The sequence below is a fragment of the Azospirillum sp. SYSU D00513 genome, from assembly GCF_017356015.1.
Lineage (GTDB): Bacteria > Pseudomonadota > Alphaproteobacteria > Azospirillales > Azospirillaceae > Azospirillum.
In genome coordinates this window covers 67,762-80,208 of record NZ_JAFIQV010000017.1, presented here as the reverse complement: position 1 = coordinate 80,208, position 12,447 = coordinate 67,762, and the positions used below count along the sequence as shown (strand labels likewise).

Genomic DNA, 12,447 nt, shown 5'->3' with positions numbered 1-12,447 from the left:
GCCGTCGCGTTACGTCGTGAGAGGAGGAGACCCGTCATGACATCCATGCGGAAGCAGACCAACAGTGGCGCCCTGGCTGGTCATGGCAATGGAGTCATTCCCACGCGCACGGCGCCAGGCGAGCCTTCCGAAGACGCGACCGAGGCTTTGGCCCATGTCGTTGTCGCCGCCGATCTTGCCGAACAGGGCCGGATCGCCGTCACCTGCACAGGTGACATGAGCCGGAAGGAGTTCCTGGCACGCCTCATGGCGGGCCGATCGAAATAATTGGGTCCCCTATCCTCACCGGTTTCGGCACAAGCACATCCATCTTCGATAACAGCCGTTTCTCAATCACGCTTCGCGCTCGAACGGGCGCCGGGATGCCGCTAGGATGCGGCCCGCGCCCGGCGTGCCAAGACCGGGCCTTGGAAGGGATGAGGGAAATGCCGGACATCAACGCGAAGGCCGCCGGGACTGGTGCCGAGGATTTCAGCGACCTGCCGCCGGCGATCGAGGAGCCGTCCGCCTGGTACGGGCCGGACATGGCGGCGAGCGGCGACTGGCTGACCGTCCTGTCGGAGGCGGAGATCGCGGAGGTCGAGGCGGCGACGGCGCGCTTCACGGCGACCCGGGGCGACATCGCCACCCTGCGCCGGGAGGACTTCCCCCTGCCGCTGCTGGGGCCGCGCCTGGCGGAGATGCTGGCGGAGCTGATGGACGGGCGCGGCTTCGCCCTGCTGCGCGGGCTGCCGGTGGAGCGCTGGTCGGCCTATGAGGCTGCGGCGGCCTTCTACGGCATCGGGCTGCATCTCGGCAGGCCCCGGCCGCAGAACGCCCAGGGGCATGTGCTGGGCCATGTGCGCGACCTCGGGCTCAGCTCCGACGACCCGTCCGTGCGCATCTACCAGACGCGCGAGCGCCAGACCTTCCACACGGATTCCGCCGACATCGTCGGGCTGCTCTGCCTGAAGACGGCGAAGTCCGGCGGGCTCAGCGCGCTGGTCAGCTCCGTCACGCTGTTCAACGAGATGCGCCGCCGCCGCCCGGACCTGCTGCGCCTGCTCCTCCAGCCCATCGCCACGGACCGGCGCGGCGAGGTGCCGGAGGGGCAGAAGCCCTATTTCGAGATCCCCGTCTTCAACTGGCACGCCGGCCTGCTCTCGGCCATCTACCAGCGCCAGTACATCGATTCCGCCCAGCGCTTTCCCGACGCGCCGCGCATCACCCCGGAGCTGAAGGAGGCGCTGGACCTCCTCGACGGCCTCACCAACGACCCGGATCTGCATTTCACCATGGTGCTGGAGCCGGGGGACATGCAGTTCGTCTTCAACCACACGCTCCTGCACGACCGCACGGGATTCGAGGACTGGCCGGAGCCGGAGCGCAAGCGCCACCTGCTGCGCCTCTGGCTCGCCCCGGAGGAAGCCCGCCCCCTGCCGCCGGTCTTCGCCCAGCGCTTCGGCACCGTGGCACCGGGCGAGCGCGGCGGCATCATCCTGCCGGCCACCCGCTTCAACGCGCCGCTGACGGCGTCCTGAGGCCGGCGGGCATTCCACATTGCGAAAAGGCACGTGGGCGACGTGATCGGCCGGAGAGCGTTCCTCAAGACCCTCCTGGGCTCCGCGGCGGCGCTCACCGCCCTTGGGTCCTACGCCTTCGGCGTCGAGCCGGCGTTCCGGCTGGCGGTCCGGCGTTACGCGCCGGCCCTTCCGCGCTGGCCCGAGGACCTGCCGCTGACCATGACCATCATCGCCGACCCGCACGCCGGCGAGCCCCACATGTCCCGCGCGCGGCTGGAGGAGGTCGTCGAGGCCGCGAACGCGCTCGGGTCGGACCTCATCCTGCTTCTCGGCGACTATGAGGCCAGCCACCCCTTCGTGACCCGCCCCGTGCCGGTGCGCGACTGCGCGGCGGTCTTCCGGAACCTCCGCGCGCCGCTCGGAGTCCACGCCATCCTCGGCAATCACGACTGGTGGGACGACCGGGACGCGCAACGGAACCGGCGCGGGCCGATCCGCGCCCGGCGCGCGTTCGAGGCGGTGGGCATACCCGTGCTGGAGAACGACGCGGTTCGGATCGAGAAGGACGGACGGCCCTTCTGGCTGCTCGGCCTCGGCGACCAGCTGGCGCTGCGCGGCCGGCCCATGGTCGGGGTCGATGACCTGGAGGGAACGCTCTCCAGGGTGACGGACGACGCGCCGGCCATCCTGCTGGCCCATGAGCCGGACATCTTCCCCGCCGTGCCGGACCGGATCGCCCTCACACTGTCCGGCCACACCCATGGCGGGCAGGTGCGGGTCTTCGGCTACTCGCCGATGGTTCCGTCGCGCTTCGGCAACCGCTACGCCTACGGCCATGTCGAGGAGGAGGGCCGCCACCTGATCGTGTCCGGCGGTCTGGGGACGAGCATCCTGCCGATCCGCTTCGGCGTGCCGCCCGAGATCACGCACGTCACGCTCGGAGCCCCGCGGCCCGGATGACGGCCCCGGCGGCCAGGGTGCCCCTCACTGCGGGACGGAGAGCCTGGCGGCGCTGTCCTTGAGCAGGCGGATCATCTCCTCCTGCTGTTCCGCCTCGGTGTCGGCCGGGACGACGAAGCAGATTGTCGCCGTGCAGCAGCCGGCGGCGTCGCGCACCGGCGCGGCGAGGCAGGTGGTGAAGCGGTCCACCAGGGCGGTGGTCCGCACGAAGCCCGCCGCCCGCGCCTCGGCGATGTCGCGCAGGAACTCCTCCTGCACGATGCGGCGCCCGTCGGGTAGGGTGAAATCCTCCTCCGGAATGAAGCCGAGGATCTCGGACGGCCCCATGTGGTCCACGAGCAGGCGGCCGGAGGCCGTCCAGGGGATCGGCACCTTGATGCCGACCTCGGAGCTGATGCGGAACATGCGCCGGCCGGGCTCGTTCAGCACGACCACGTACTTGTTCCCCTCCAGCGCGCAGAACTGCGCCGTCTCGCCCATGCGTTCGGACAGGTGCGCCACCTCGGTCCGCGCCTTCCGGATCAGGTCCACGCTGTCCAGATAGTCGCTGCCGAAGTAATGCATCGCCGGCCCGAAATAGACGATGCCGTCGTCGGACCGCATCTCCAGCCAGCGTGCCTCGACCAGCGTGTTGACCAGCTCGTACATCGTGGAGCGCGGCGTTCCCGTCTCGCGCGCGATGTCGGCGATGCGCGCGGGCGCGCGGCGCCGGTGCAGATATTCCATCAGGCCGATGACGCGGTCGATGCCCCGCGCCCGCCCCGTCGCCTTCTCAACCACGCCGTCGGTCGTCATTCCGCCCGTCCAATCCGCCAGTCCGATCCCGTGTGACCCCATCCGCTTAGCACGTCACTTTTCGGCTTGCGAGCGGTGTTTGTCCGATATACCGTTCGCTTGTCCGGAATACAAGACCGAAGTCCGAAATATCGGACAAGGTGCGCGGGCGGTGGACGGGCGGTGCATCACGGTGCCGTGCCGGGCCATGGCTGCGCGAACGAAACACAGGGAGCCGGACATCACGCGCTGCCGGCCCGGCATGAGCCTCCGGGGTGGGCAGCACTGGAAAGGGGAGCGCGATGACACCGTTCAGAAGCCTTTTCGCATCCGCCGTCGGCGCCATGTTGTTCGGCGCCGCGGCCATCTCCGGCGCGCCCGCGGCGGCGCAGACGCCGGCCTCCGTCGTGACCGTCGCCACCATCGGGGAGCCGCCCACGCTCGACCCGGTCGGCGTGACCTCCGACCTCGTCAGCATCATCACGCAGCACGTCTTCGAGACGCTGTTCACCTTCGACAAGGACTGGAACCTGACGCCGCTGGTCGCGGCCGCCCTGCCGGAGACCTCGGCGGACGGACGGACCTACACGATCCCGCTGCGCTCCGGCGTCGCCTTCCATGGCGGCGGCAACGTCACGGCCGAGGACGTGGTCGCCTCGCTGGAGCGCTGGACCCGCCTGTCGCCGCGCGGCAAGACCACCGCCCCGCTGATCGAGTCGATCCGGGCCAAGGACGCCTCGACCGTCGTCATCACGCTGAAGGAGCCCTTCGCGCCCCTGACGGCGCTGCTGGCGATGAACAACGGCGCCGCCGTGGTCGTGCCGAAGGCCAACATCGACGCATCCGGCCCGCTGAAGGCGCTGGCCGGCACCGGCCCCTACCGCCTGCTGGAGCACAAGCCCGACCAGTACATCCGGCTGGTCCGCTTCGACGGCTACGCCTCCCCGGCGGGGCCGGCCAGCGGCTACGGCGGCGCCCGCGCGGCCAAGATCGGCGAGGTGCGCTTCGTGCCCGTGCCCAACGCGACCACCCGCGTGGAAGGCATGCTGGCCGGCCAGTTCCAGTTCGCCGACAGCCTGCCGGCGGAAATGCTCGGCCGCATCAAGGACGCGCCCGGCGTCACGCCGGTGGTGGTGAAGCCCTACGGCTTCCCGCTGATGATCATGAACACCAAGACCGGCGTGCTCGCCAACACGGCGCTGCGCCGGGCGGTGCTGGCGGCGCTGACGCCGAACGACATGATGCTCGCCGCCTTCGGCGATCCGGCCTTCTTCGCGCCGGAAGGCTCGATCTACGGCCCCGGCACGCCCTACCACGACGCGGCGAGCGCCAAGCCCTACACGGAGAACGACCCGGCCGTCGCCGCCGACCGGCTGAAGGCCGCCGGCTACAAGGGCGAGCCAGTGCGCATCATGACCTCCACACAGTACGACTTCCTCTACAAGATGAGCTTGGTCGCCCAGGCCAACCTCCAGCAGGCCGGCTTCACCGTGGACCTCCAGGTCCTCGACTGGGCGACGCTGCTCCAGCGGCGCGGGGACGAGAAGGGCTGGGACGCCTTCTTCACCTACCACACCTTCGTTCCGGAGCCGTCCCTCATCACCTTCCTGAACCCCAGCTACCCCGGCTGGTGGGACAGCCCCGAGAAGCGCGCCGCACTCGCCGCCTTCAACGGGGAGATGGAACCGAACGCCCGCAAGGCGAAGTGGGTCGAGCTGCAGAAGCGCTTCTACGCCGAGGTGCCGACGGTCAAGATCGGCGACTTCTACAACCTCGCGGCTTCCAGCGGCCGGCTGAAGGGCTACACCCCGACGCCCTGGCCCTTCTTCTGGAACACCGAACTGGCCGACTGACGGCCGCGGGCCTCCGCTCCGGCTCCCTTCCGCCGCCTCTCCGCCCCGACCGGGCCGGGGCGGCGGGCGGGGACCGGCCGCGCCCTCCGGCATCGCCGACCCCACGCCACGCACCTCGCACCACGGGCCTGGACCATGTTCGTCTACATCGCACGCCGGCTTGCCGGGATGCTGCTGGTCATGCTCATCGTCGCGGCGGTGGTCTTCGTGATCGCCCGCGTCGTTCCGGGCGACCCGGCCGCCGTCATGCTGGGATCCGCCGCCACGCCGGAGGACGTCGCCGCCCTGCGCGTCCGGCTCGGCCTCGACCAGCCGCTGGCCACCCAGTTCCTGCTCTATCTGGGGCAGATCGCGACCTTCGACCTCGGCGATTCCATCTTCCTCAACCGCCCCGTCGCCCAGGCACTGGCGGAGCGGGCGGAGCTGACGGCACTCCTGACGCTGATGTCGGTCTCCATCGCCGTGCTGATCGGCGTGCCGGTCGGCATCCTGTCCGCGGCGATGCGCGGGCGCTGGATCGACCAGGGTGCGGTGGCACTCGCCATGCTGGCGGCCAGCGTGCCGAGCTTCTGGATCGGGCTGACGCTGATCAAGTATCTGGCGGTGGACCTGCCCTGGTTCCCCGTCTCCGGCTACGGCCCGCCGGACGCGGGCTTCGCCGAGCGGCTGCGCCATCTGGTCCTGCCGGCCATCGCGCTGGGCATCCCGAACTCCGCGCTCATCCTGCGCTTCACCCGCACCAGCATGCTCGACGTGCTCGGCGACGATTATGTCCGCACGGCGCGGGCCAAGGGGCTGACCCCGGCCACGGTCGTGCTGAAGCACGCCCTGCGCAACGCCATGATCCCGATCCTCACCGTCATCGGACTGACCGCCGCGGTGATGATCGCGGGCGCCATCGTGACGGAGACGGTGTTCGGCCTGCCGGGCGTCGGCAACCTGATCGTGTCGGCCGTGCAGCGCCGCGACTATCCGGTGATCCAGGGGGCGCTGCTGGTCGTCTCCGGCATCTACGTCCTCATCAACCTGTCGGTCGACCTGCTCTACGCGGTGGTCGATCCGCGGGTCCGCTACTGAGAAAGGGGTCCGCCATGGCAAGCCTCCCGGCCGGCGCCACCGCCGTTCCCGCCCCGGCCGCCCCGCCGAAGGGCGGAAGCCGGTCGCCGATGGCCCTGCTGCTGCGCCAGCTGCTGCGCCGCCCGCTGGTCGTCGTGGCGCTCGTCCTGCTCGCCGCCATCCTGGCGGTGGCGGCGCTGGCGCCCTGGATCATGCCCTACAACCCCATGAAGATGGACATCATCGGCCGGCTGAAGCCGCCGACCGCCGCCCACTGGTTCGGCACGGACGAGTTCGGGCGCGACGTGCTGTCGCGGGTCATGCAGGGGGCGCGGCTCTCGCTGCTGGTCGGCGTGCTGGTGGTCGCGGTGGCGGCACTGCTCGGCACGCTGCTGGGCCTCGCCGCCGGCTATCTCCGGGCGCTGGACGGCGCGCTGATGCGGCTGACCGACGCGCTGATGGCCTTCCCCGACATCCTGCTGGCGATCGCCTTCATGGCGGCGCTCGGCCCCTCGCTCTACAACGTGGTGCTGGCGCTCGGCATCGTCTACACGCCGCGCGTCGCCCGCGTGGTGCGCGCCGCCTCCCTGGTCGTGCGGGAGATGCCCTATGTGGAGGCGGCGACGGCGCTCGGCTGCTCGACCCCGCGCATCGTCTTCCTGCACATCCTGCCGAACCTGCTGTCGCCGATCGTCGTGCAGGCGACCTTCATCTTCGCCTCCGCCATCCTGACGGAGGCGGCGCTGTCCTTCCTCGGCGTCGGCGTGCCGCCGACCACCCCGACCTGGGGCAACATGATCGCCGGCGCCCAGCAGTATTTCCGGCAGGCGGACTGGCTGGTGCTGTTCCCCGGCCTCGCCATCGTGTTGACCGTGCTCGCCCTCCAGATCGTCGGCGACGGGCTGCGCGACGCGCTCGACCCCCGGCTCCAGAAGGTGACCTGATGCCGGACGGCAAGGCCATGCCCCACCCCCGCACCCTGATCCGCGGCGCCCGCATCATCGACGGCACCGGCGCTCCCTGGTACCGGGGCGACCTGCTGGTCGAGGACGGGCGGATCGCCGCCGTCTCCGCCCGGCTCGACGCCGCGCCCGCGGATGCCCTGCTGCTGGAAGCCGGTGACCGCTACCTCGCCCCCGGCTTCATCGACGCCCACGCGCACGACGACCTGATCTACCTGCGCCAACCCGGCCGGCCGGAGAAGGTGGCGCAGGGCGTCACCAGCGTAGTGGTCGGCAACTGCTCCTTCGGGCTCTACCCGCAGCGGCCGGAGAGCGCCCCGCATCTGCGCGAGCATTTCGGCAACCTGCTGGGAGCCGTGCGGGAGGAGGAGAGCTTCGCCGATTTCCGATCCTACCGCGCGGCGCTGGACGGGAGGGGCATCGCCATCAACCTGGTCTCGCTGGTCGGGCACGCGGCCTTGCGCCTCGCCGTCATGGGCTGGCAGAAGCGCGCCGCCACCCCGCAGGAGCGCGAGGCGATGGCCGCCCTGCTGGCCGAGCAGCTCCGCCAGGGCGCCCACGGCCTGTCGCTCGGCCTCGTCTACCCGCCGAGCGCCTGGGCCGACCGGGCCGAGCTGGTCCGGCTGGCTGAGGTCGTGGCCGAACACGGCGCGCTGCTCGCCGCCCATGTCCGCTCCTACGAGGGCGGGCTGGTCGCCTCGGTCGAGGAGTTCCTCGGTCTTCTGGAGGCCGGCGGGGCGAGCGGCCTGCTGTCGCACCTCCAGGCGGCCGGGCGGCCCTACTGGGGCAGCCTGCCGCGCGCCATCGACCGGCTGGAGACCGCGCGCCGGGGCGGGATCGACGTCAGCTTCGACATGTATCCCTATCCGGCGGGGTCGAGCACCATCCTCCAGCTCCTGCCGCCCTCGGCCCTGAACGGCGGGGTGGAGGCGCTGCTCGGCGTCCTGGCCGATCCGGACGGTCGCCATGCCCTGCGCCGGGCGGTGGGGGAGGGCGAGGCGCCCGCCGACCCCGGCTGGGAGTCCAAGATCCGGCTGATCGGCTGGGAGAACGTGCGGGTCGGCGGCACCGACGCGCCGAATCTCCGCAAGCTGGAAGGGCTGTCCTTGGCCGAGATCGCCGAGGCGCGAGGGGAAGCCTATTTCGACACGCTCGCCTGGCTCGTCGCGGCCGACCGAGGGCGCACGAACATCGTGATGTTCCAGCTCTCCCCGGCCGACCTCGACACGGCCCTCTCCCACCCGCTGCACATGCTGGGGTCGGACGGGCTGCCGCGCGAGACGGGCAAGCCGCACCCCCGCGCCTTCGGCAGCTTCCCCCGTTATCTCGCCCGCGCCATCGCGGGCGAGGGGGGATTGCGGCTGGAGGAAGCCGTGCGCCACATGACCGCCGTGCCGGCGCAGCGCTTCGGTCTGGCCGACCGCGGGCTGCTGCGCCCGGGCATGGCCGCCGACCTCACCCTCTTCACGCCTGAGGTGCGCGACCGGGCGACCTTCACGGAACCGACCCTGCCGCCCCACGGCATCACCGACGTTCTCGTCGCCGGGACCTTCGTCCTGCGCGGCGGCGAACACACGGGCGCGCGGCCCGGCAAGACCCTGACGCGCGCCTGACCCCGGCGGGCGTCCCCCGGGAAGCCCGCCATCGACCTTCATTCGAGAGGAACCATGACCGTTCGCAAGACGATCTTCGCCGAGCAGGGCGCCAAGCCGGCCGGCCAGTACAGCCACGCCATCGTTGCCAACGGTTTCGTCTACGTGTCGGGCCAGGGCCCGCACCACCCGGAGACCGGGGAGCTTCCCGCCGACTTCGCGGGCGAGGTGCGCCAGACCCTGCGCAACCTCGAGATCATCCTGAAGGCCGCCGGCACCGACCTCGCCCATGTGGTCAAGGTCAACAGCTACCTCTCCGATCTCGGGCGCTTCAAGGAATACAACGAGATCTACAAGGAGTTCTTCCCCTCCGCCCCGCCGGCCCGCACCACCATCGGCTGCGCGCTGAACGCTATCCAGGTGGAGATCGACTGCGTCGCGGTGCTTCCCTCCGCCGCCTGATCCCGTCTCCAACGCGGATGCGCCCGGCCCGGAACCATCCCTGGCCGCCGGGCGCGTCCACCCCCGATTTCCCGTCACGGAGCAGCGCCATGCGCGTCGACGATCTCGACACACCCGTTCCCATCATCGACCTCGACCGGGTCGAGCACAACATGGCCAAGATGCAGGCCTACTGCGACCGGCATGGGTTGGCGCTGCGCCCGCACATCAAGATCCACAAGATCCCCCGCTTCGCGCTCCGCCAGATCGAGCTGGGCGCGGTCGGCATCACCTGCCAGAAGATCACGGAAGCACGCGTGATGGCCGAGGCGGGCTGCGCCGACATCCTCCTCACATATCCCGTCGTGGGTGCTGCGAAGGTCGAGCCGCTGGCCGAGCTGGCGCGCATGACGCGGCTGACCGTGTCGCTGGACAACGCGGTGTCGCTCGACACGGTGGCGGCCGCCGCGCGCGCCGCCGGGGTGGAGATCGGCATCCTCGCGGAATTCGACAGCGGCGACGGGCGCTGCGGCGTGCAGACGCCGGACGAGGCGCTGGAACTGGCGCGCCGCGCCGCCGAGGCCGCGAACAGCGGCCTGACCTTCCGTGGCCTGATGACCTATCCGCGCGGCCCCCGCACGGTGCCCTTCGTCGCCGAGGCGCGCGGCCTGCTGGAGCGCGCCGGCATTCCCGTGCAGACCGTCTCGGTTGGCGGCACGCCCGGCTGCTGGGAGACCCACACGCTGCCCGGCGTGACGGAACTGCGCGTCGGCACCTACGTCTACCATGACCGCGCGACCGTCGGGGCCGGGGTGGCGACGCTCGACGAATGCGCGGTGCATGTGCTCGCCACCGTGGTCAGCCGTCCCACGCCCGACCGCGCCATCCTCGACAGCGGGTCCAAGACCCTGTCGAGCGACCGCGTCGCCCCGTCGGTCGGCGACGGGTTCGGCCTCATCCTCGACTATCCGGACGCGGTGATCACGCGCCTGAACGAGGAGCACGCGGTGGTGGACCTGTCGCGCTGCGCCGCCCGCCCGGAGATCGGGGAGCGCGTCCGCGTCCTGCCCAACCATGTCTGCGTGGTCAGCAACCTGCACGACCGCATGGCGGTGGCGGCGGGCGGCGAGCTGGTCGGCCACTGGCCGGTCGCCGCGCGCGGCTGCACGCGCTGAGCGGGGCCGCCATGGACGCCGACGTCACGCTCGACATCCGCAACCTCCAGACCCACTTCGCGACCGACCGCGGCCTGTCCAGGGCGGTGGACGGCGTCTCCTTCCGGGTCCGCCGCAACGAGACCTTGGCCGTGGTCGGGGAATCCGGCAGCGGCAAGTCGGTCACCAGCCTGTCGGTGATGCGGCTGATACAGAGCCCGCCCGGCCGCATCGCGGGCGGCGAGATCCTGTTCCGGGGCCGCGACGGCGCCGTCCGCGACCTCGCGCGCGAGCCGGAGCGCGCCATGCGCTCCATCCGCGGCAACGAGATCGGCATGATCTTCCAGGAGCCGATGACCTCGCTCAACCCCGTCTTCAGCGTGGGCGAGCAGATCGGCGAGGCGCTGCGGCGCCACCGCGGGCTCGACCGCCGCGCCGCGCGGGAGGAGGCCATCGGGATGTTGAGGACCGTCGGCATCCCGGCGCCGGAACGGCGGGCGGACGAGTATCCGCACCAGATGTCCGGCGGCATGCGGCAGCGCGTGATGATCGCCATGGCGCTGGCCTGCCGGCCGACCCTGCTGATCGCGGACGAGCCGACCACGGCGCTCGACGTCACCATCCAAGCGCAGATCCTCGACCTCATGCGCCGGCTCCAGGCGGAGACGGGGACATCCATCCTCTTCATCACCCACAATCTCGGCGTCGTCGCCGAGGTCGCGCAACGCGTCGCCGTGATGTACGCCGGCCGGGTGGTGGAGGAGGGCGACGTCCGCTCCCTCTTCCGGACGCCGAGGCACCCCTACACGCGCGGCCTGCTCGCCTGCATGCCGCATCTCGGGCAGGGCCGGGGTGGCCAGGGGCAGGGCGGGGAAGGGCGGCTCACCGCCATTCCGGGCAACGTGCCGAGCCCCGTGGCGCGGCCGCCGGGCTGCACCTTCGCGCCGCGCTGCGCTTACGCCGAACCGGCCTGCACCGCCGCCGAGCCCGTGCTGGAGACGGCCGGACCCGACCACACCGTCCGCTGCCGCCGCTGGAGGGACATCTGATGGCGCACACTGACACTCTGACCGACGCGCCGGCGCGTCCCGAGAGCGCCGCGTCCGAACCGCTGCTGCGGGTGCGCGGGCTGTCCAAGCATTTCCCCATCCTCGGCGGGCTGCTCCAGCGGCCCGTGGGCTGGGTCAAGGCGGTGGACGATCTATCCTTCGACCTGCGGCGCGGCGAGGTGCTGGGGCTGGTCGGCGAGTCCGGCTCGGGCAAGAGCACGGCGGGCCGCAGCATCCTGCGGCTGATCGAGCCGACCGGCGGCTCCGTCCGCTTCGACGGGGAGGAGATCACCGGCCTGCCCAAGGCGCGGCTGCGCGCCCAGCGCCGGCGCATGCAGATCATCTTCCAGGACCCCTACGCCAGCCTCGACCCGCGCCAGCGGGTGCGCGACGTCATCGGCGAGGCCTTCGTGGTCCACGGCATCGGCACGGCGCGCGACCGCCGCGACCGCACGGCGGCGCTGCTGGAGAAGGTCGGGCTGACGGCGGACGCCATGGACCGCTTCCCGCACGAATTCTCCGGCGGGCAGCGCCAGCGCATCGGCATCGCCCGCGCGCTGGCGGTCGAGCCGGACTTCATCGTCGCGGACGAGCCGGTCTCGGCCCTGGACGTGTCGGTCCAGGCCCAGGTGGTGAACCTGCTGCGCGACCTCCAGCGGGAGCTGGGGCTGGCGGTGCTGTTCATCGCCCACGACCTCGCCGTGGTGCGCTACATCAGCGACCGCGTGGCGGTCATGTATCTCGGCCGGCTGATGGAGCTGGCGCCGAGCGAGGCGCTCTACGAACGGCCGCGCCACCCCTACACGCTGGCGCTGCTGTCGGCCGCGCCGACCCCCGACCCCGACGCGCCGCGCCGCCGCATCCTGCTGGAAGGCGACCTGCCGAGCCCGGCGAACCCGCCGTCCGGCTGCGTCTTCCGCACCCGTTGCCCCTTCGCCCTGCCGGCCTGCGCCGAGCCGGCCGCGCGGGCGATGCGCGAGGTGGCGCCCGGCCATTTTGTGTCCTGCATCCGCGACGACATCGCGGCGAGCTGACCGGAACACCGGCCGGAACAGGGGGGAAGGCGGCAAGCCGCCGCCTTTCCCCTGTTCCGTGCTGGAGTCC

12 protein-coding genes are annotated in these 12,447 nt (G+C 71.5%); 11 read left to right on the top strand and 1 reads right to left on the bottom strand.

The features are described 5' to 3' along the window. The first annotated feature begins 36 nt into the window (after positions 1 to 36). From JUB11_RS14515 to JUB11_RS14505, 3 genes are all read left to right on the top strand, one after another. Positions 37 to 267, top strand: a complete 231-nt coding sequence (locus JUB11_RS14515; protein ID WP_207459270.1) for a hypothetical protein — start codon at positions 37 to 39, stop codon at positions 265 to 267. 158 nt (positions 268 to 425) lie between these two features. Further along, complete coding sequence (locus JUB11_RS14510; RefSeq protein ID WP_207459269.1) at positions 426 to 1,520, top strand: TauD/TfdA family dioxygenase; 1,095 nt, start codon at positions 426 to 428, stop codon at positions 1,518 to 1,520. Between the two features lie 33 nt (positions 1,521 to 1,553). Next, a complete protein-coding gene (locus JUB11_RS14505) occupies positions 1,554 to 2,462 on the top strand; it encodes a metallophosphoesterase (RefSeq protein WP_207459268.1) in 909 nt (302 codons plus the stop codon). Positions 2,463 to 2,486: 24 nt separating this feature from the next. Here the strand turns inward: JUB11_RS14505 and JUB11_RS14500 are convergent, their stop codons facing one another. Beyond that, positions 2,487 to 3,257 carry an IclR family transcriptional regulator gene (locus tag JUB11_RS14500; RefSeq protein ID WP_207459267.1) on the bottom strand — a complete coding sequence of 257 codons (771 nt, stop codon included), beginning with the start codon at positions 3,255 to 3,257 and terminating at the stop codon, positions 2,487 to 2,489. 281 nt (positions 3,258 to 3,538) lie between these two features. Here JUB11_RS14500 and JUB11_RS14495 point away from each other — a divergent pair, with 281 nt between their 5' ends. The 8 genes from JUB11_RS14495 (at position 3,539) to JUB11_RS14460 (ending at position 12,377) form a co-directional block, all read left to right on the top strand. Continuing rightward, a complete protein-coding gene (locus tag JUB11_RS14495) occupies positions 3,539 to 5,089 on the top strand; it encodes an ABC transporter substrate-binding protein (RefSeq protein ID WP_207459266.1) in 1,551 nt (516 codons plus the stop codon). A gap of 135 nt (positions 5,090 to 5,224) precedes the next feature. Beyond that, on the top strand, positions 5,225 to 6,166 hold the full coding sequence (locus JUB11_RS14490; RefSeq protein WP_207459265.1) for an ABC transporter permease: 942 nt from the start codon (positions 5,225 to 5,227) through the stop codon (positions 6,164 to 6,166). A 14-nt stretch (positions 6,167 to 6,180) separates the two neighbouring features. Continuing rightward, a complete protein-coding gene (locus tag JUB11_RS14485; RefSeq protein WP_207459264.1) occupies positions 6,181 to 7,089 on the top strand; it encodes an ABC transporter permease in 909 nt (302 codons plus the stop codon). Next, a complete protein-coding gene (locus tag JUB11_RS14480) occupies positions 7,089 to 8,720 on the top strand; it encodes a D-aminoacylase (protein WP_247887058.1) in 1,632 nt (543 codons plus the stop codon). The genes JUB11_RS14485 and JUB11_RS14480 overlap by 1 nt, the downstream gene beginning before the upstream one ends. Positions 8,721 to 8,774: 54 nt before the next feature. Next, positions 8,775 to 9,161 (top strand): Rid family detoxifying hydrolase, encoded by a 387-nt coding sequence (locus JUB11_RS14475; RefSeq protein WP_207459263.1) that lies wholly within the window; start codon positions 8,775 to 8,777, stop codon positions 9,159 to 9,161. Positions 9,162 to 9,250: 89 nt separating this feature from the next. Then, complete coding sequence (locus JUB11_RS14470) at positions 9,251 to 10,315, top strand: alanine racemase (RefSeq protein WP_207459262.1); 1,065 nt, start codon at positions 9,251 to 9,253, stop codon at positions 10,313 to 10,315. 11 nt (positions 10,316 to 10,326) lie between these two features. Then, the gene (locus tag JUB11_RS14465; protein ID WP_207459261.1) at positions 10,327 to 11,343 is read left to right on the top strand and encodes an ABC transporter ATP-binding protein; all 1,017 of its coding nucleotides are present in this window, start codon (positions 10,327 to 10,329) and stop codon (positions 11,341 to 11,343) included. Next, positions 11,343 to 12,377, top strand: a complete 1,035-nt coding sequence (locus JUB11_RS14460; protein ID WP_207459260.1) for an oligopeptide/dipeptide ABC transporter ATP-binding protein — start codon at positions 11,343 to 11,345, stop codon at positions 12,375 to 12,377. Before JUB11_RS14465 ends, JUB11_RS14460 begins: the two co-directional genes overlap by 1 nt. Positions 12,378 to 12,447 lie beyond the last annotated feature (70 nt).

Coding starts and splice junctions, on each gene's coding strand:
- JUB11_RS14515 (WP_207459270.1), top strand. CDS start 37: ATGACATCCATGCGGAAGCAGACCAACAGTGGCGCCCTGGCTGGTCAT.
- JUB11_RS14510 (WP_207459269.1), top strand. CDS start 426: ATGCCGGACATCAACGCGAAGGCCGCCGGGACTGGTGCCGAGGATTTC.
- JUB11_RS14500 (WP_207459267.1), bottom strand. CDS start 3,257: ATGACGACCGACGGCGTGGTTGAGAAGGCGACGGGGCGGGCGCGGGGC.
- JUB11_RS14495 (WP_207459266.1), top strand. CDS start 3,539: ATGACACCGTTCAGAAGCCTTTTCGCATCCGCCGTCGGCGCCATGTTG.
- JUB11_RS14490 (WP_207459265.1), top strand. CDS start 5,225: ATGTTCGTCTACATCGCACGCCGGCTTGCCGGGATGCTGCTGGTCATG.
- JUB11_RS14485 (WP_207459264.1), top strand. CDS start 6,181: ATGGCAAGCCTCCCGGCCGGCGCCACCGCCGTTCCCGCCCCGGCCGCC.
- JUB11_RS14480 (WP_247887058.1), top strand. CDS start 7,089: ATGCCGGACGGCAAGGCCATGCCCCACCCCCGCACCCTGATCCGCGGC.
- JUB11_RS14475 (WP_207459263.1), top strand. CDS start 8,775: ATGACCGTTCGCAAGACGATCTTCGCCGAGCAGGGCGCCAAGCCGGCC.
- JUB11_RS14470 (WP_207459262.1), top strand. CDS start 9,251: ATGCGCGTCGACGATCTCGACACACCCGTTCCCATCATCGACCTCGAC.
- JUB11_RS14465 (WP_207459261.1), top strand. CDS start 10,327: ATGGACGCCGACGTCACGCTCGACATCCGCAACCTCCAGACCCACTTC.
- JUB11_RS14460 (WP_207459260.1), top strand. CDS start 11,343: ATGGCGCACACTGACACTCTGACCGACGCGCCGGCGCGTCCCGAGAGC.